The sequence below is a fragment of the Taibaiella chishuiensis genome (assembly GCF_003014535.1).
Lineage (GTDB): Bacteria > Bacteroidota > Bacteroidia > Chitinophagales > Chitinophagaceae > Taibaiella > Taibaiella chishuiensis.
Genome location: NZ_PYGD01000009.1, coordinates 130,416 through 149,693, shown reverse-complemented (window position 1 = coordinate 149,693; position 19,278 = coordinate 130,416). Strand labels below are relative to the sequence as shown.

The following is a 19,278-nucleotide window of genomic DNA, read 5'->3' as shown; positions in this document are numbered from 1 at the left end:
TAACCGATTTAGAGATATAGAGCTTAAAAATAATCCAAATTCCGACAAATTGTAGTAAGCCCAAAATTAAAGACCGCTCTAAACCGGCAAAACGTTTGCTTCTCCCACATGAATATGTGGAATTATTTATGTTTATTTCAAAATGAAGGATAAAGATCTGTATACTCCCGCCAACAGCGACGGCATACAGACCTTTATCATAATTTATACGCACAGCCTGCTAGTGCTGCAATTCCAGTTTTCTGACCAATGGCCCTTTATTGGTCAGCAGGTATACCGAATAAATACCCGAAGGCAGGTGTCCGACCTGTAATTGCTGCCTGCTGCCCTTCAGGGTTTGCTCGTACACTACGGCGCCAACCATATTGATCAGCTTTACCGACTGCAGCTGCAGCGCTGCGTCCCGGCTTTCTATAACCAGCGACCCGCGCGAAGGGTTGGGGAACAGCGATACACTGGCCGCTTCGGTCTCCGGTATGCTGATCCCGGTTATATTATCGACATGGATAACCAGGCTCGTGGTATACGTACTGCACTCGTTGGTTACTTTAAGCGACACCGTGTAGTGCCCCGCTGCTGCATAGGTATGTACCGGCTCCACCTGGGTAGAGGCAGGACTGCCATCGCCAAAGTCCCAGAGGTAGCCCGTAATCGTGCTGCCCGGGTTAAGCGCTACAAACTTTACCTTGCCCAGGTTTTCGTAAAACAGAGGGATAAAATTGAAGCCCTGCACATAAGGCGCAGGCAAAAAGCCGACATGCTTCTTGTCGGTGGCTTCGCAGCCGTAAGCCGTCTTAACCGAAACATGATACGTACCGGAATCTGTTACATTGATCGTTTGCGTGGTAGCGCCGGTGGGCGTCCATAAATAGGTATGGGCCGGGTTACCGGCATCGAGCACGATCTGCGCACCGATGCAGATATTGGTATCCACGCCGAGGTTAACGACCGGCAGGGGACGCATTACTACATTCGTGCTGCTGTTGAGCATACAGCCCGTATTGCTCTTTATCGCTACCGATTTGGTACCGCCCGTAGTTACATTGATCGTTTGCGTAGTAGCGCCGCCCGGGCTCCACAGGAAGGTGCTGCCTGTATTGCCGGCGTTCAGGTTGGCCGTTTCGCCCTCGCAAAGATCGGTAGTGGCGGGCAGGTTGTTTTGCGGTACCACACCGGCGGTAATGGTACGGGAATCGGAAAGGTTACAACCATTGGCACGGGTTACTAATACGGAATAGATACCCGCAGCACCGGTTGTAATGGTTTGCGTGGTGGCGCCGGTATTCCAGAGATAGGTACCGCCGGGATTAGCGCCCGCATCGATCACATAGGTTACACCGGGACAAATAGTGGTATCGTTGCCGATATTGAGCGGCGGCGGTGTGGTGAGTACGGTAACCGGCGCCGAAGCCGCGCTGCCTCCGCCGGTACTGGTACAGGTAAGCATACAACGAAACTGCGTGGAGGTTGCCGTAACCGGTGGCGAGGTTTGTGTATTGGCATTGGTACCGAAGTTGACCCAGGTGCCGCTTACATTATACTGCCATTGGTAGCTGATACCGGTAGATACCGTATTGCCGCTGAGACTAAGCTGCGTGGTATTGCCGCATACCAGCGAGGTGGCGGCGGCATTGGTCGTACCCGCCGTGGGCGTGCCTGTACAGGCTACCACCGCCATGGTAAGCGTGGGATAAACGGTAGGCGTAGCCTGCTGCCCGGTAGAACGGAAGGTATAGGTAGTACCCGGTACGATATTGGCCGTAGGCGTTATTACCCATTCGTACTCGGTGCGGGCGCCGTCGGCCAGGGTAGCCGCCGTACCCGGGTTGCTTACGATGCGGCCGGCAGCAAAGGTACCCGCAGTGCCGGTTCCCATCTGGTTGGTGGTGGCCGCGCCATTGGTTACGAAGGTGCTGGTCTGGTAGGTAAACGCGTTGGTGGCTGGCGTGTTCATGATCGTCCAGGTAGTGCCCCCGTTTGCAGAGTACTCCAGGGTTTCGGTAACCGTAGCCGCTGCGGTACCGGTATTGGCCAGTTCTATACGCAGCCGCAGGATGTCGGCGCTGCTGGTAATCGTTACCGCCGTATTGACGGCCGCCCGCCAGGTGGCTGCCGATTCGCTGCCGTCGTTATTGCGCCAGCGGTACTGCTTTTGCCCCATACTGGGCGAAGTGGTGGCATAGAGCTGCGCAGCACCCGACAACAGGAAGAATAAAAAAGAAAGTAAAGGTAATCTCATGCAGTTTTACGTTTAATGGGTTAAGAATCGGATGGATTATATGCAATGGACAGTAGGAGCACAGCAACCAGGGAGCCTAAAAACACAGTACCATAACAGACCGGGGTAGGTTGGTAGTCGTTGGGTACAAGTTGTACACTTTCGGCAATGCCGTTTTCTGTATCCTCAAAAGTTATCATTTCGCCGGAGGCAGCTACTTTACCCGAAGTACCCATATTGCAGCTTACGGCTATATCTTTACGGGTTTCTACGGCCCGCAACCGGTTGCGGTAAAACTGCTGGTTGATCGGCCCTCTTGCCGAGCCGAACAAGGCATCGTTACTCAGGCTTACCAGGAATTGTGCGCCATGAGCCACCGCGGCCCTGGCAGCGCCAGGCGCCATCACTTCGCTGCAGATCAGCACCCCGGCTTTCCCGCCCGGCGTAGGCAATACGGTACCCTCCCTGCCCACCCGGCAATAAGTGAGCGCTTCGTCTTTAAAAAAGGATAAGGAGCCGATCGAAAGCGGCTTTTCGGCCATACTGACCAGGTGGTACTTATCGTGGCGCCCGGTTACACGGCCATCGGCCAGGAGACTGTACGCGGAGTTATAATTTTCGTGGCTGTTGAGATAGGTAGCCATGCCGATAATATGACAGGTACCCGGCGATTGCGCCGAGGATTTCACCACTTCCTTTATAAAATCGTCACCGGGGCTATAGGTCCAGGGCACGGCCGATTCGGGCCACAGCACAATGTCCGGCTTCGCCTTCAGGGCCTGTTCGTTGAGCCTGAGCAGGCGTGCGGCCAGCATACTGCCGTTCGCTTCGTTCCATGCGAGCGTTGCGGGAATATTGCCGCTCAACACAACTACCGATACCTGCCGTTCAGGCTTCAGGGCCTGCGCACAGTAGGCGTACCATATACCATAGCCGGCAGCCATATAAACGGCTGCGGCACCAACCGGCAGGACCAGCGCCCGCCATTGTTTACGGGCTATAAAATGAGCAAACAGGTAATTGACAAAAACTACGGCGAAGTGCAGGATATAAATGCCCGCGAATGCCGCTGGCTGGATAGCATACAGGTTACCCAGCAGTATGCTGCCTACGCCAAAGGAGAGCCAGGGCATGCCGGCAAACACCAGGGCCAGCAACCATTCCCCTATCGTCCATATAGCGGCCAGGATCAAGGCATTGGTCCATAGCCACCTGGATTTTCTTCGAAGCAGCGAAAACGCGAGCAGGATCAAACCATAATAAACGACCGGGATAGCGATGACGGGTATAGCCATCAGTATACTTTGCAGCAGCGACCCGTTGGAGAGACTGAATACCGTAAGCGGTAACCAGTATAGGGCCACGATACCAACAATCAGTCCAAAAATTGCCCCGGCGCAAAAGGCTGTTTTGCGCGAATAAGTGTCTAACCGGAGGAACAACGGCACCAGGCATATCCAGGCCAGTACCACCTGGAAATACCCTAATGTAAACAAGTACAAAGTCGCACCGATGATTACAGGCAGGTATTTCCGGATAAACGAATGGTTCATGTTCCAAGATAGTCAACACAAATAATTAATTATTATTTCATGGGAAAATATCACACTAATTAACATTTCTTAAGCAGCACGCTCCTGCCCTGTTATCGTGCTTCTTTTCTCCGTAATAATCATTTACCTTTGTGCCCTCTTTTACAATCTATAAAACAATTCACACTAATGGAAAATCAACATCCCGAAGATCAGCAACAAATCAACATCGAACTGACTGAAGAAATTGCAGACGGTACCTATGCCAACTTGGCTATCATCACCCATTCTTTTGCTGAATTCGTGATCGACTTCGTTAACGTAATGCCCGGCGTACCTAAAGCCAAAGTAAAATCACGCGTGGTAATGACCCCGCAGCATGCCAAGAAACTGATGCGCGCCCTGATCGATAACGTTAAACGTTACGAAGCACAGAACGGCGTTATCAAAGACCAGGAGCAAGCCAACAACCTGCCTTTCTCTTTCGGCGGCCCGACCGCTGAAGCTTAATTGTACGTTACCGTCGGACCGCGACCTGTAATAGTCTACAATTAACCATTTACCTTTTTAGTACAATGACCGAAAAAATAATTATCCTCGATTTTGGTTCCCAATATACCCAGCTCATCGCACGCAGTATCCGTGAGCTGAATATCTATTGCGAAATTCTTCCCTGCCTTAAACCGGTAACTTTTACACCCGATGTCAAGGGTGTGATCCTTTCCGGAAGCCCTTTTTCGGTAAATGATGCCGCGGCCCCCAAGCCCGACATCGCGGAACTGGCGGCCAAAGTACCCGTACTGGGTGTTTGCTATGGCGCACAGCTTATCGCACAGCAAAACGGCGGCCATGTAGCCCAGTCCAACAGCCGCGAGTATGGCAGGGCCCACCTGCATTTCGCGACCAAGGAAACCCTCTTCAACACCGTTGCAGAAGACACACAGGTATGGATGAGCCACAGCGACTCTGTAAAAGAGCTGCCGGAAAGCTTTACCCTGCTGGCCACCACGTCCAGCATACCCGTAGCGGCTTATAAGGCCAACAACTACCCGCACCCGGTTTACGGGATCCAGTTCCACCCCGAGGTTACCCACAGTACCGAGGGCCGGCAGATCATCAAAAACTTTGTGGTAGATGTATGCGGTTGCGAACAGAGCTTTACCCCTGCTGCGTTTGTGGAAGAGTCTATTGCCGCTATTAAAGCGAAAGTAGGCGCTGAAAGAGTAGTGATGGCGCTGAGCGGAGGCGTAGACTCCACGGTAGCCGCCACACTGATCCACAAAGCGATCGGCGAGAACCTGTACTGTATTTTTGTAGACAACGGCCTGTTGCGCAAAAACGAGTTTGAGCAGGTAATGGAAGGGTACAAGCACCTGGGACTTAACGTTAAAGGCGTAGATGCCAAAAAGCGCTTCTATGACGAGCTGGACGGCGTTAGCGACCCGGAGCGTAAGCGTAAGATCATCGGCCGCCTGTTTATCGACATCTTCCAGGAAGAGGCGCAGCTGCTGACCGGTGTAAAATTCCTGGGCCAGGGTACCATCTATCCGGATGTTATCGAATCGGTTTCTGTTAACGGACCTTCTGTTACGATCAAATCCCATCACAATGTCGGCGGTTTGCCGGACGTAATGCAGATGGACCTGATCGAGCCGCTGCGTTTCCTGTTTAAAGACGAGGTACGCCGCGCCGGCAGAGAACTGCAGCTCGACGATATTTTCCTGAAACGCCACCCCTTCCCCGGACCGGGCCTGGCCATCAGGATACTGGGCGCTATTACCCCTGAAAAGGTAGCCATGCTGCAGGATGCCGACGCCATCTATACCCAGTTGCTCCGCGATACCGGCGAATACGACCGCGTATGGCAGGCCGGCACCATATTATTGCCGGTACAGAGCGTAGGTGTAATGGGCGACGAACGTACCTACGAATTTACGGTGGCGCTCCGCGCCGTTACTTCGGTAGATGGTATGACAGCCGACTGGGCACACCTGCCTTACGAGTTCCTGGCCAAAGTTTCCAACGATATTATCAATAATGTAAGAGGTATTAACCGCGTGGTATACGATATCAGCAGCAAACCTCCTGCAACGATCGAGTGGGAATAAAAAAAGATTTTTGTTACAATAAAGGCCTGCAGCTCGCTGCAGGCCTTTATTCATATGTTATTCCTCTTATTATTTACCAGAACGATCCGGATTCCCAGTTGCGCCAATGGTTATTGGGCTCGCGCTCGGGCTGCCACACAGCAGCATTTTGGCAAACTGAGCAAATACCGGGAATTAATGACAAAATGAAATAAGATCCAGCTTCTGGCGGATACAGTAATCGATGTTTTCCTGTATGCCCCTGATGTGTTCGTAAGCATAACCCTTTTCTTCTTCTTCCTCTTCCTCCGAAGCCGTCAGCTTATCGATTTGCTCCTCCGTGATTACCGCGGCATCAAGTTTTTCTTTCAACTGCAACAGTTCCTCGTATTTCAGCAGGCCGATCAGCGGCCAGTCGCTTATGGCTGGTATCGGGAAGCCGGCGCTATGCTCGCGGAACAGTATATCCTCGATCGAAAAATCCTTAAACCCGAAATCATCGGCCAGCGCCATATTGATAAAGTCGGTTTCGTAACCGAGTTTGATCTCCTGCGTATGCGGCAATTCCTTGCCCAGCGTGGCGCAAATACCGATCAAGGCATAACCATAAATGTGGTTGGCGCTATCGTGCAGGGTATTGCCCCGTACAATATCCTGTAAAGCCTGCTCCAGGTCGGTATCATAGTCATCCCAATCGTCTTCGGCATAACCGCGAAAGGTTTCGTTTTGCTCGACACGCTCGATCAGGCCGGCATCCGCAGAGCCAAACACCTGCCGCACCTGGTTGGCGTCGATACCATAGGAGAAGATATAGTATCCCATCATTTTTAGGTTAAAGTTAAGTAAGCTGTAGATAACAGCCATGCAAAACTATTTAAGCAGGCTTTTTAAAATGAGAGCCCCAATATCAATAAAAGCGATCCCTGACGCGTTACGCGCCTTAGAAAATATTAAGTTTTTTTGAAGGAGAAACCTTGGGAGAGAAAAAGGAGGGCAGCCCCTGTAATGCACTATTGCTCATTAGGGGCGGAATACTAAGGAAATGCTATTCTTTTAATAGGACGTAATGGGACGTCTGTTTTTTTGGCTTTTTACATAAGCGAGGAAATTGTCGGCCTCTTCTCCTTCTTCGACAGCCATCAGGGTAATCGCTTTTGATATCTTGTAGAAGGTATCTTTTTCAAGTATTCTCCTCTTTTTCTGGGTCCTCTTTTGCACGGCAGTTCTTGCGTCGGCGGTCGTTGTTCTTTCTTTTTTAGCCATATTTTTCAGATTATTTGAATAATTCGGCAGGGTTGCCTTGCTCGCTGTACATTACTTTATAAGGCTCATTTATGGGAACAGCGGTCAATATTTTACCAAAACTACTAAAGTCATGTTTATGATACTCCTTCAACCTGTAATAAGTTAGAATAGGATCGTTTCCGTAAACATCAAATACCAGGCTTAAGGGTACATACCTGCCACATTCTGTAAAACGGTTTAGCGCCCGTTTTGTTGCTTCAAGCCGGTCAATACTTACCAAAGTCAGGTGAACTTCATAACCGGAATCCCGGAAACCTTTTGCCAGGTTTAAAATATCAGGTTGTTTGTTGCCTATTCTTGGTGCTATTACATTATAACCTGCGTCTAAACACCTTCCGACAAGCGGTGTAATTTCTGCGATAGATTGCTCTCCCCAGACGAGGGCGCTCGATTCTGCATGAACCAGCGATGCCCCACCAGCATTCGGCTTGAACTCGGGCAATTTCCTTTTTGCGAAATCAGAATCAAGAATAACTGCGCCAAAACTTCCGGCTATTTTATATGCAATCCCGGATTTGCCGGATGCAGGCGGTCCGATTAAAATAAAAGCTTTCCTTTCGGCTTTAACACCTGTTTCCGGAATAGCGCCATGATTGCCTAAAACAATATCTTCTTCTGCACCTGGAAATGTTTGCGTGAACAATTCTTCTACAATTCGGATTCTCAACCCTCTTCTTGCGACAGGCTGCCTGTAGTTGATATCCCTATGAGTCTGAAAGTTCAGCGTGGATGCTTCATGGTTGTCGTAATCCCGAAGATCTAGTTCACAAGCCCTTATCCTGCTTACAAATTCATAGTCACTGTACCGGTTATCTTTTAAAGTTATTTCTAAAAATTGTTCAATGCTTAGTCTTTCCGTTAAAGACCGACAATAAGGATGCATAATAATTCAAATATTAATACACCAAATTTAAACAATTTTAAATATATTTTAAAATTAACCCTCAAAATTATTCTAGGTACGAACTTTTGGAAGCTGGATCAATAAATAACCCCATCATAACATGTTCTTGCCTGAAATGATCGGCGTTACACGCTTTTATCAGCAGCCTCATGCTCCAGGAAATCGGCGTTCAGCTCGCCGATATAAGCCAGCAGGTCTTTCCGGCCCGACTGTTTTACGGTAGAGGTAATAAAAGTTTTGGGTATAAACTCCCAGTCCTGCTTCATGCGGGTTACGAAGGTCCTTACATTCTTCGCCGTTTCGGCCTGGGTATTTTTATCGGCTTTGGTAAATACGATATTGAAGGGTACGCCCCATATACCGAGGTCCTGCAAAAATTCGAGATCGATCTTTTGCGGGCTGTGCCGGCTGTCGATCAGCACAAATACGGTAAGCAGGTTTTCTCTTTTCTGAAAATAGTCGGCGATCATTTTCTGCCATTGCACCCTTTGCGACTGCGAGCGTTTGGCAAAGCCATAACCGGGCAGATCGACCAGGTACCAGGGCTGGTCGGCATTGCGTTCGCCATTGATCAGGAAATGATTGATCAGTTGGGTTTTACCGGGACTCTTGGATACCTTGGCCAGCTTGTTGTTACCGGTAATCAGGTTGATCAGCGACGACTTGCCTACGTTGGAACGGCCGATGAAGGCATATTCCGGACGATCGGGCTTGGGGCACTGCTCTACTTTGGCACTGCTTACGAGGTAGGCGGCATTATTAATTTCCATGTTGTTTTTTTCGGACCATCCGGCAGCGGGCCGGTCCGGGGCTGCTGCTGATTACGCACCACCGGGCTTGTCCTGTTTTAGTTATCGTTCTTTGGCCAGTCGCTGCCGTTGCAGGGGATTGGCGGTATATTCGGCATGCTCGGCACGTTGGTGCAGGATGTCGATTGCCTGGTAGATGGCTTCGCGCATAGAGTCGGGCGAAGCGATGTTTTTACCGGCAATATCGAAAGCCACGCCATGATCCGGCGAAGTGCGCACTACAGGTAATCCGCAGGTATAGTTCACCCCTTCGCCATTGGTCAGCGATTTAAAAGGGATAAGTCCCTGGTCGTGGTACATAGCCACTACGGCATCGAACTTTTGGTATTGATGATGGGCGAAGAAACCATCGGCGCTGTAAGGACCGAACGCCAGTACGCCTTCGGCCTGCAACTGTTCTATGGCAGGCTTGATGGTCGTTTCTTCTTCATTACCGATCAGGCCGCCGTCGCCGGCATGGGGATTCAGGCCGAGGATCGCAATTTTAGGGCGGGCAATGCCAAAATCCTTTACCAGTGCATCTTTCAGGATCTTCACTTTCTGTACGATCAGGTCGCGGGTAATGGCCGTAGCCACATCGGCCACGGGTATATGTTCGGTAACCAACCCTACCCTGAAATCGCCGTTATACAACATCATCACCACATCGCTGGCTTCGAATTTATCTTTGAAAAAAGGAGTATGCCCGGTATAGTTAAAGTCGGGGCCCTGGGTATTTTTTTTATGGATAGGTGCGGTAACGATCGCATCGATCTCGCCGTCCTTAAGGCATTGGGCCGCTACCAACAAAGAGCGTACGGCATACTTGCCACCGGTTTCGGTAAGCTCGCCCGGGGCTATGGCCACTTCTTCCTCCCAGCAGTTAAACACATTGGTCTGCTTGGGGTTAAGGCTGTCGAAACTCTTGGTACTGGCAAAGTTGAAAGGATGATCGGTAACGATACGGCGGTAATAATTGACCGCCTTGTTCGATGCAAAAATAACCGGGGTGCACAGGTCCAGCATCCGGCTGTCCGAACAGATCTTGATGATCAGCTCCAGTCCTACGCCATTCAGATCGCCTGTAGTAATACCTATAATTGGTTTTTCCATGTTACAATAACTTGGCATTTATACCGGTAACGCTACCGGCAATTGAAGCTGCAAATTACAGAATGATATCCATATTCTTCGGTAAAGGCTGAAAGCCTTGTTGCAAAAGGCATTTCAGGGGCTTATCGGAGGCTTAATACCTGCCTTTCCTTAAATTGCTTAACTTCGCGCCTCAATCACATTATCCTAAATTATGACGGCTGATAAAAAAGTTTATAACAATATCCTCGAGACCATCGGGGATACGCCCCTCATCCGACTGCATAAAACCGTAGCCGACCTGCCCTGCCCGGTATATGCCAAAGTAGAATTTTTCAACCCGGGCAACTCCATCAAAGACCGTATGGCGGTTAAAATGGTAGAAGTAGCAGAGGCTGAAGGTAAACTGAAACCCGGCGGCACCATTATCGAAGGCACCTCCGGCAATACCGGTATGGGCCTGGCCCTGGCCGCCATCCAGAAAGGCTACCGTTGTATCTTTACCACTACCGACAAACAATCCAAAGAAAAAGCCGATATCCTGAAGGCCCTGGGTGCAGAGGTGATTATCTGCCCTACCAATGTAGAGCCCGAAGACCCCAAATCTTATTATTCCGTTTCTAAAAGACTGGCTACCGAAGTACCCAACAGCTGGTATGTAAACCAGTACGACAACCTGGCCAACCGCCTGGCGCATTACGAACAAACCGGCCCCGAGATATGGAAACAGACCGAAGGTAAAGTAACCCACCTGGTAGTCGCTACCGGTACCGGCGGTACCATTACCGGCACCGGTAAGTACCTGAAGGAGCAGAACCCCGATATCCAGGTATGGGCTATCGATAGCTATGGCTCCCTGCTGACCAAATGGTTCAACACGGGCGAGATCGATATGAAAGAGGTGCATCCGTATATTACCGAAGGTATCGGCGAGGATTTTGTACCCGAGAACTACGACCGCGATGTGATCGATTATTTCGAAAAAGTAACCGATAAAGATGGCGCCGTAATGGCCCGCCGTATTGCTAAGGAAGAAGGCATTTTTGTAGGTTATTCCGCCGGCTCTGCCCTCTCCGGCTTAAAGCAGCTGAAAAGCAAGCTGACCAAGGACGACGTGGTAGTCGTGATCTTCCACGACCACGGCAGCCGTTATGTAGGTAAAGTATACAACGACGAATGGATGCTGGATCGCGGCTTCCTGGATGTAAATACGGTACAGGACCTGATCGGGGGCCTGGGCCGCCGCCGCCTGGTAACCATCGATGCCGCACAGACCGTACAACAGGCTATGGAGCTGATGCAGCAATACGATATCGAACAGATACCCGTTAAGACCGGCAATGATATTACCGGCTCGGTATCACAGCATGGCCTGTTCAAAAAACTGATGCAGGACCTCAACCTGAAAGACCAGGCCGTATCGAACGTACAGGAGACCGGCATACCGGTAGTAGCTATGAACACGCCTATCGAAAGACTGACCGGTTATATCAATAAGGATAATGGCGCCGTACTGGCCAAAGATGATAGCGGCGACTACCACATCATAACAAAATATGATGTATTAAACGCTCTTTCCAAAGGATAAGCAAGCACCAAAAGTTAAAGAAGGGAGATTTAGTCCCGGACAGGAATTTAAAATTTGTAATTTGAAATATAGTCCGTACTTTTGCACCCTTATTTTGTGAAGAATTTAAAAATTAGAAATTTACAATGGCTAACGCAACCATAGACGCTAAAAAAGCTAACATATTTAAAACTTACGGCGGCTCTGAAAAAAATACTGGTTCTGTTGAAGGGCAAATCGCTTTGCTGACAGAGCGTATCCTGCACATTTCTGCTCACATCAAGAATGGCAACAAAAAAGATCATTCTTCTAACCTGGGCCTGATTAAAATGGTAGGACAACGTAAACGCCTGCTTACTTACTTAAGCCGCACCAACCTTCAAGGCTACCGTGAGCTGATCGCGAAACTGGGCTTGCGTAAATAATTATATTATGGTTTCCATAAATGCTATTCCCAACCGAGGTTACGTGTTGGGAATAGTTTTTTGTGTTTATAGGTCTGGGATAACAATCCCTTTCCGGAGCCGGTAATAATTATTACCAAACGGCGCCTGCGCCGCAACTACCGGCAACACCACACGAAGCAAACATAATATGCGCAAGCTGCGGGACCGGCGTGAACAACGCAACGGCCCGGCGGCCCCGGAACATGAACGATAAAAACGGCCCGTCCCTTATGAAGAGACCCGCAATCCTTACCCTGCTTGGTGCAGGCCTCCTGATCAGCAGCTGCAGCAGCCCGGTAGATCCGGCTGTTACCGCCAGGCTGCAACAGGAAGCCGATGCCTTTAACCGGCAAAGCAATGCCGTAACACCCAGTGGTATCCGGATCGACAGTGCCTCTGCATCGGGCGCCCGCCTGCGGTTCAACTTTACCCTGATCAATAATGGTAAAGCGGATTTCGACTCCACCATTTTTGCACAAAGGGCCCGGCTCGATGTACTGGGTAGTTTGCAGACCGGGGGCAATGCCGCTTTTTTCCGCGACCATAACGTACGGATCACCTATACCTATTATGACCGAGAAGGCAAGTTGGTAAGCGCCATCGAGATACTGCCCGGAGATTACGAAGCAGTACCGGGAGCATCATAAAAACATAATACCCCAATCCCTTTTAAAATGATAACTTCCTTTAAAAAGACGATACAGGCATTGCTTCCGCTATTGATACTGACCGCTGCGACCACGGCAACGATGGCCCAGAAGTGCAGGTACGACGTAGATAAAACCGATGCGTTCAGCAAGGAACAGCTGCGCAGCACCACGTTGAAAATAGGACCGCAGACCATCGATACGCGTAAAAACCGTGAAGTGGGCTGGACCATGACCTTCGAGCAAAAAGGCGGCAATCGTTTTATCGCCTTTAAGGTGATTATGCTGGGCAAACGGGATGATGTGGTGCAGCAAGGACAACAGGCCTATCTGCGTCTTGCCAACGACAAGATAATCATACTTACAGCCGAAACGGACGTATTGCCTTCGTATATGACCGGTCTTGCCGTATATACCCACTATGACCTGCGGTTCAAAACCGATGCCGCGGCCATAACTGCTTTAAGCGAATCGCCCGCTACCGATTTCAAACTCGAAACGGGTTCGCGGGAAATCGCCGCTGAGCTGGGTAAAAAAGGAGAAAAGATCATGGAGACCGCCGCCTGTTTCCGGTAGGCGGCAAAGCAACCTGGTTATCCAGAACAATGCAATACCTAACATTCTTATATAATACCGTCCTTTTATACTCGGGGCAAAAGGACACCAAGCTGAAACAAAGCCCCAAGATGACTATAAATAAATCTATATGATGCTGAATCCAATTTCCGTATCGTTCAAACTGGACGATGGACGTGAAGTTACAATCGAAACAGGCAAACTTGCCCGCCAGGCCGATGGCGCCGTGACCGTACGCTGTGGCAATGCCATCCTGCTGGCAACCGTAGTGGCTACAACCGAGCCTAAACCCGGACAGTCTTTCTTTCCCCTGACTGTCGATTACCAGGAAAAATTCGCTTCTGCGGGCCGTATCCCCGGTTCCTTCTTCAAACGTGAAGGCCGTATCAGCGATTACGAAGTCCTGATCTCCCGTCTTATCGACCGCGCACTCCGCCCGCTGTTCCCTGAGAACTATTTCTGCGAAGTGCAGGTTATTGTAAACCTTATTTCCAACGATCCTGAAGTACAGCCTGATGCACTGGCTTGTCTTGCTGCCTCTGCTGCTTTAGCCGTTTCCGATATTCCCATCCAGGAAATTATCTCCGAGGTACGCGTAAGCCGTATCAACGGTAACTTTATCGTTAACCCTACTACCACGCAACTGCAGGAGTCCGATATGGATTTCATTATCGCAGCTACCGAGAAGAACATCATGATGGTGGAAGGTGAAGCGAAAGAGTGCCAGGAAGAAGATATGATCATTGCCATCGAAAAAGCACATGAAGCCATCCGCGTACAGGTGAAAGCCCAGGAAGAGCTGCGTGCCAAAGTAGGGGTAACCGCTAAAAGAGAAGTTGCCGCTCCTTACGAAAACGAGGAGATCAAAAATAAAGTAGAAGCGTTTGCCGGTGCACGCGTACTGGAAATTTCCCGTGCCGGCACAGGAAAACACGAACGCAGCGGCGCCTTCAAAACGCTGAAAGAAGAGCTGATGGCTACTTTCGACGAAGAAACTCCGGAAGAAGACATCGCCCTGGCCAAACGCGTATACGAAGACCTGATGTACTATACCGTAAGGAATATGATCCTGGACGAAAGCCGTCGTCTCGATGGCCGTAAGCTGGATGAAGTACGTCCGCTGGAAATGGAAACCGACATCCTGCCTTCACCGCACGGTTCTGCCCTCTTTACCCGTGGTGAAACCCAGTCTTTGACCACAGCGACCTTAGGTACCAAGAACGACGAGATGCTGATCGAAACTGCCGGCACCTCCGAATACAAAACGTTCTACCTGCACTATAACTTCCCGCCGTTCTCTACAGGCGAAGTAAAACCACAACGTGGCCCGAGCCGCCGCGAGGTGGGGCATGGTAACCTGGCCAAGCGTTCGCTGGAAATGATGATGCCGAAAGATTACCCGTACACCGTACGTGTTGTATCCGACATCCTGGAATCCAACGGTTCGTCTTCTATGGCTACCGTTTGTGCCGGTTCGCTGGCCCTGATGGATGCCGGCGTACCTTACGCCAAACACGTAGGCGGTGTGGCCATGGGCCTGATCAGCCGTGCTGACGATGGCAAATGGGCGGTACTGACCGATATCCTCGGCGACGAAGATCACCTGGGTGACATGGACTTTAAAGTAACCGGTACCCGCGAAGGGATCTGCGGTATCCAGATGGATATTAAAGTAGACGGCCTGAGCATGGACGTAATGCGCAGCGCGCTGGAGCAAGCCAAACGCGGCCGCCTGCACATTCTCGAAGCTATGTACGCCTGCATTCCTGTATACCGCGAAGAGCTGAAACCGCACGCTCCGCGTATCGAACAACTGATCATCGACCGCGAGTTTATCGGTGCGGTTATCGGACCAGGAGGTAAGATCATCCAGGAGATCCAGCGCGAAACAGGCGCCGAGATCAATATCGAAGAAGTAAACAATACCGGTGTCGTAAAAGTATTCTCCAGCAATGGCGAAAGCTTAAGGAAAGCGATGAACTGGATCAAAGGTATCGTAGCGGTGCCCGAGATCGGCGAAACCTACGACTCTGTGGTAAAATCCGTAATGCCTTACGGTGCATTCGTTGAGTTTATGCCGGGCAAACAAGGCCTGCTGCATATTTCAGAAGTAAGCTGGAAACGCCTGGACAACCTCGACGGCGTGCTGAACGAAGGCGACAATATCAAGATCAAGCTGGTAGGCCTCGATCCTAAAACCGGTAAATTCCGCCTGAGCCGCAAAGTGCTTATGGAAAAACCCGAAGGATATGTAGAGCAGCCCGAGCGCCCGGAGCGCCCTGAACGTAGCGACCGCGGAGATCGTGGTGACCGTGGCGATCGCAAAGGCGGCGACAGGCCGTTCAAGCAACGTCATAACGCTGAAAAGAAAGCAGAAGACAAAACTGAAGAATAGTTTTTGCCCGATGCTATACATAACACAAGGCCCGTTATCTGTTGATAACGGGCCTTGTTCTTTTACAGCATTAACGGTAATGATTCATCTTAGAAAATGCGGATCCGGCCGGTTAAGGTTATACCATAATACCTTGAACCCCATCCGCTGTTGCTGTTATAGTTGTAACGCAACTCACCGCCAAAGCGGTAAACCGTTACGCCCGCACCAGCGGCAAAGCCCATATACGGATCCAGTTCCTGCTTCATAATGGGCTGACCGTTAGTCATCATATAAGACACGTAGGAACCGCTTTTACCAAACAACATCATATAATAAGCGGTCAGGTAGACATTCAGCATTTTTTCCCGTATGAAGTAATGTCGTACACCGATCGGCATCTCCAGCATCTTCTTGACCATTTTCACCTTGCCATAATAAATCAGTTTTTCCGGTTCCGCGTCCTTTTCAGCCGACGCATAATCGAAAGTGGGTTCGAGCAACAGGCTCCATCGCCCCTTATTAATCGGGAGCACAAACTCGGCCCCGGCTCCAAAACGGTATCCCGACAGGTTTTTGAAATCGATCTGGTAACCGGTCCATAAGTGTGAAGAGATCAGGTTGCCGTAGGTTAATCCACCCATGGCGTACAGGTTCAACCATTTCCGCTTCTTCCTGGCCTGCACCACTTCCACCTTGCCACTCACACATTGGTTATAGGTCCGGAAGTATTTTTCCAGGTCCTTCTTCACGTAGCGCAGTCTTTGGAGCGCCGCAAAATCGGTAGACGGGCATTTCACATCGGCCCATAGCTGCCCCAGGAACCCCTTGTTGTACATAATCCGGCTCTCGGCGCCCTTAGTCCAGTATTCTTTATAGATCAGCTGTTTGGGTGCAGCGCCCTCGACAGCATAAAAGAAAGCGTTTAATTCGCCCTTTTCGTATCCGTACAGTACCGCTTTGCCGCCTACCAGTTCTTTTAAAAACAAGCTCTCGGTTTGCCACATCGGTGTAGCACCCGTTGCAATGTCTTTAGAAGCATCCAGCGAGCGGTCGATCTGGACTGTAGCCCCGATATACTTCAACGATCCGAAATCGTTGGTAAACCCGAATTCTTTAATGGTCGTAGCATTGCCCTCCAGTGTTTCCTCGCTCCCGGGTAACTTGTATTTTACAGTTACCGGGGTATTGGCCCATTCGTTATTTTTAATCAGGCATTCCGTGCGTACGCCATCCTGCCCGATAATATATCCTTTTTCAAACCTTATCTGCCCAACGATGCCAGGCAATACAAAAGAAAACAAAATGTGAGTGAAATTTTTCGCATAAATTATATTTACCATTTCTTAAAGAAGTGCAAAGATAGCCTTTACGCCTTTGTTTCAAGCCTTCGTTTACGTTTATTTTTTCCGGGCACCGCGCCGCTTTGCGCCAATCCCATCGCAGGTGTAGCGAGACACGCATAGAGCGGCGAATTTTGTTTTACTTTGCTGCCATCATATACTGTATTATCAGTAATCCCATCAACAATGAAAAACAGGACTACCGCCCCCTCCCCGACTTTTACACAGACCGTACTGCTCGGCGAACTCAGCAGGCAACAATATCTTGCCATGGCGCTCAAAGCGGCAAAACAAGCCGGCTGGAACATGGTGCATACTGCACCCAATGGCTTCCGGGCCACTACAGGCACAGCGCCAGACCTCTTTGACGAGGAAATCACCCTTGGTATCGCGGCGCCGCTCACGGGGCTTACCGCAACCATTACAAGCACGTCCGCACATAGCCAAACTGAGGATACCGGCCAGAACCAACGCAACATAGCCGATTTCCTGAACGCATTTGAGCAACTGAAAACCGGATCTTCCGATACGGACCGTGCCTTTATGCAGGCTCAGCTGGAACAACTTGTTCCTCCCGGCGCTCCCGACGATGACACGCTGATCCAACAGGAAGAAAAAGGAAAGCTCGCCGGTTTCCTGGCCATGTTTATACCTGTAGAGGGCTACTTTATCACGCCTATCCTGGTCAACCTCAACATCCTTATCTTTATTATCATGTCGCTGACCGGTGTCAACATCATTTCGCCGGAAAGTCAGAGCCTGCTTAACTGGGGCGCCAACTTCAGACCGCTTACACTCGCCGGCGAATGGTGGCGCCTGCTCACCAATTGTTTTATACACATCGGCGTCATTCACCTGTTGATGAATATGTATGCGCTTGTTTACATCGGCATGTTGCTGGAACCTTTCATGGGCCGGCTGCGTTTCGCCGTAGCTTATGTCCTTACCGGCATTGCGGCAAGTGTCGTAAGTCTTTGGTGGCACGATCTCACGATAAGCGCCGGGGCCTCGGGGGCAATATTCGGCATGTATGGTGTATTCCTGGCATTACTTACCACCAACCTGGTAGAAGCCTCAGCCCGGAAAGCCATGCTGTCGAGCATCGGCGTGTTCGTTGCCTATAACCTGGTATTTGGTTTAAAAGGAGGTATTGACAATGCAGCCCACATTGGCGGTTTGGTGAGCGGTATCCTGGTCGGCTATTCGGTTACCCCATCTTTAAAAAAGCCGGCACTCGCACAACTCAGAACGCTTACCTTATTAATACCCGCATTGCTGATCCTTACCTGTAGTTTTATCGTGTATAAAAAACTGCCGAATACAGCTGCTTTGTATGATGCCAAGGTGCAGGAATTTACCCTGCTGGAACAACAAGCCCTGGAGCTGTACAACCTTCCGGAAAACGCCCCCGATTCCGTTTTTCTCAACAATATCAAAAATAAAGGTATACCCGCCTGGAATGCCTGCCTGTCGATTGTCGGTGAGCTGGAACAAGCCGACCTGCCTGAACCTTTGCAGAAAAGGGTAAAGCTGATACATGCGTATTACGACTTAAGGTTAAAGAGCTATCAACTCACTTATAAGTCCATAGCAGAACAGAGCCACCAGTATGATGCCGAATTAAAATCGTGTATCAGTCAAATAGAAGCTATAGGGAAGCAAATGGAAGATATGCAGTAGCCGGAGCACCATATTTAAATAACACATCATCACAACCCGGTAGAACAATATGTCTGTACTCGATCAATTATCATCGTCGTTGCAACGCAAGGACGAAGTGCCTAACCAGGAACTGGCCGCCCGCATAGCCGCCGCCGGCGACCGGGCGGCCGTACAGGAACTTATCGATAACCTGCAGCACAAAAACAAAGCCATCCAGCAGGATTGTATTAAGGTGCTGTATGAAACCGGCAGCCTTAACCCGGCGCTGGTCGCACCGCATATCGCCGCGTTGGAGCAGTTACTTACCAGTAAAAACAACCGCCTGCAATGGGGTGCTATGACGGCCCTGGATACAGTTACAGACCTGGTACCGGACCAGGTGTACGCGATTTTAGGAAAGATTATTGCCGTTGCAGACCGGGGATCGGTTATTACCAAAGATCATGCCGTAGGCATCCTGGTGCGCTTAAGCACCCATCCGGAATATTACGATGATGCCCTGGCTTTATTGCTGGAACAGTTGCTGAAAGCCGCGCCCAACCAATTGCCGATGTATGCGGAGCAAAGCCTGCCCATAATCCGCGCGGACCATAAACAAGCTTTTATAGATATCCTGCACCAACGCCTGCCGGACGTGCCCAGGGAAAGTAAGATCAACAGGATACAGGCCGTTATCCGGAAAGCCCGGCAACTATAAACATCGTTTTATGCCGGAGCGCCAAAAAAATAAAGGCCCT

The 19,278-nt window shown here is 50.1% G+C and carries 17 protein-coding genes; 9 read left to right on the top strand and 8 right to left on the bottom strand.

The window, feature by feature from the left end:
• Positions 1 to 220 precede the first annotated feature (220 nt).
• Together B0I18_RS19625 and lnt are read right to left on the bottom strand one after the other, a co-directional pair.
• Entirely contained in the window at positions 221 to 2,239 is a 2,019-nt protein-coding gene (locus B0I18_RS19625) for a PKD domain-containing protein (RefSeq protein ID WP_106524452.1), read from the bottom strand.
• Between the two features lie 20 nt (positions 2,240 to 2,259).
• On the bottom strand, positions 2,260 to 3,771 hold the full coding sequence (gene lnt, locus B0I18_RS19620; RefSeq protein WP_106524451.1) for an apolipoprotein N-acyltransferase: 1,512 nt from the start codon (positions 3,769 to 3,771) through the stop codon (positions 2,260 to 2,262).
• A gap of 168 nt (positions 3,772 to 3,939) precedes the next feature.
• On the opposite strand from lnt, the gene B0I18_RS19615 reads away from it, so the two are divergent.
• Together B0I18_RS19615 and guaA are read left to right on the top strand one after the other, a co-directional pair.
• Positions 3,940 to 4,260 carry a DUF3467 domain-containing protein gene (locus tag B0I18_RS19615; RefSeq protein ID WP_106524450.1) on the top strand — a complete coding sequence of 107 codons (321 nt, stop codon included), beginning with the start codon at positions 3,940 to 3,942 and terminating at the stop codon, positions 4,258 to 4,260.
• Positions 4,261 to 4,325: 65 nt separating this feature from the next.
• On the top strand, positions 4,326 to 5,858 hold the full coding sequence (gene guaA, locus B0I18_RS19610) for a glutamine-hydrolyzing GMP synthase (RefSeq protein WP_106524449.1): 1,533 nt from the start codon (positions 4,326 to 4,328) through the stop codon (positions 5,856 to 5,858).
• Between the two features lie 174 nt (positions 5,859 to 6,032).
• Here the strand turns inward: guaA and B0I18_RS19605 are convergent, their stop codons facing one another.
• From B0I18_RS19605 to pdxA, 5 genes are all read right to left on the bottom strand, one after another.
• Entirely contained in the window at positions 6,033 to 6,701 is a 669-nt protein-coding gene (locus B0I18_RS19605; protein WP_106524448.1) for a DUF7691 family protein, read from the bottom strand.
• Between the two features lie 189 nt (positions 6,702 to 6,890).
• Positions 6,891 to 7,100 carry a hypothetical protein gene (locus B0I18_RS19600; RefSeq protein ID WP_106524447.1) on the bottom strand — a complete coding sequence of 70 codons (210 nt, stop codon included), beginning with the start codon at positions 7,098 to 7,100 and terminating at the stop codon, positions 6,891 to 6,893.
• Positions 7,101 to 7,110: 10 nt separating this feature from the next.
• Complete coding sequence (locus B0I18_RS19595) at positions 7,111 to 8,025, bottom strand: zeta toxin family protein (protein WP_106524446.1); 915 nt, start codon at positions 8,023 to 8,025, stop codon at positions 7,111 to 7,113.
• 146 nt (positions 8,026 to 8,171) lie between these two features.
• A complete protein-coding gene (gene yihA, locus B0I18_RS19590; RefSeq protein WP_106524445.1) occupies positions 8,172 to 8,816 on the bottom strand; it encodes a ribosome biogenesis GTP-binding protein YihA/YsxC in 645 nt (214 codons plus the stop codon).
• A gap of 81 nt (positions 8,817 to 8,897) precedes the next feature.
• Entirely contained in the window at positions 8,898 to 9,947 is a 1,050-nt protein-coding gene (gene pdxA, locus B0I18_RS19585) for a 4-hydroxythreonine-4-phosphate dehydrogenase PdxA (RefSeq protein ID WP_106524444.1), read from the bottom strand.
• A gap of 193 nt (positions 9,948 to 10,140) precedes the next feature.
• On the opposite strand from pdxA, the gene B0I18_RS19580 reads away from it, so the two are divergent.
• From B0I18_RS19580 to pnp, 5 genes are all read left to right on the top strand, one after another.
• Positions 10,141 to 11,514 (top strand): pyridoxal-phosphate dependent enzyme, encoded by a 1,374-nt coding sequence (locus B0I18_RS19580; RefSeq protein WP_106524443.1) that lies wholly within the window; start codon positions 10,141 to 10,143, stop codon positions 11,512 to 11,514.
• Positions 11,515 to 11,639: 125 nt separating this feature from the next.
• A complete protein-coding gene (gene rpsO / locus B0I18_RS19575; RefSeq protein ID WP_106524442.1) occupies positions 11,640 to 11,918 on the top strand; it encodes a 30S ribosomal protein S15 in 279 nt (92 codons plus the stop codon).
• 251 nt (positions 11,919 to 12,169) lie between these two features.
• Positions 12,170 to 12,586, top strand: a complete 417-nt coding sequence (locus tag B0I18_RS19570) for a hypothetical protein (protein WP_106524441.1) — start codon at positions 12,170 to 12,172, stop codon at positions 12,584 to 12,586.
• 27 nt (positions 12,587 to 12,613) lie between these two features.
• Positions 12,614 to 13,162, top strand: coding sequence for a hypothetical protein (locus B0I18_RS19565; protein WP_106524440.1), 549 nt, complete (start codon positions 12,614 to 12,616; stop codon positions 13,160 to 13,162).
• A 130-nt stretch (positions 13,163 to 13,292) separates the two neighbouring features.
• The gene (pnp, locus tag B0I18_RS19560; RefSeq protein ID WP_219906011.1) at positions 13,293 to 15,557 is read left to right on the top strand and encodes a polyribonucleotide nucleotidyltransferase; all 2,265 of its coding nucleotides are present in this window, start codon (positions 13,293 to 13,295) and stop codon (positions 15,555 to 15,557) included.
• 89 nt (positions 15,558 to 15,646) lie between these two features.
• On the opposite strand, the gene B0I18_RS19555 is transcribed toward pnp, so the two are convergent.
• On the bottom strand, positions 15,647 to 16,840 hold the full coding sequence (locus tag B0I18_RS19555; RefSeq protein WP_106524439.1) for a hypothetical protein: 1,194 nt from the start codon (positions 16,838 to 16,840) through the stop codon (positions 15,647 to 15,649).
• A 225-nt stretch (positions 16,841 to 17,065) separates the two neighbouring features.
• On the opposite strand from B0I18_RS19555, the gene B0I18_RS19550 reads away from it, so the two are divergent.
• Positions 17,066 to 18,559 carry a rhomboid family intramembrane serine protease gene (locus B0I18_RS19550; protein ID WP_219906010.1) on the top strand — a complete coding sequence of 498 codons (1,494 nt, stop codon included), beginning with the start codon at positions 17,066 to 17,068 and terminating at the stop codon, positions 18,557 to 18,559.
• A gap of 49 nt (positions 18,560 to 18,608) precedes the next feature.
• Positions 18,609 to 19,238 carry a hypothetical protein gene (locus B0I18_RS19545; protein ID WP_146146817.1) on the top strand — a complete coding sequence of 210 codons (630 nt, stop codon included), beginning with the start codon at positions 18,609 to 18,611 and terminating at the stop codon, positions 19,236 to 19,238.
• Positions 19,239 to 19,278 lie beyond the last annotated feature (40 nt).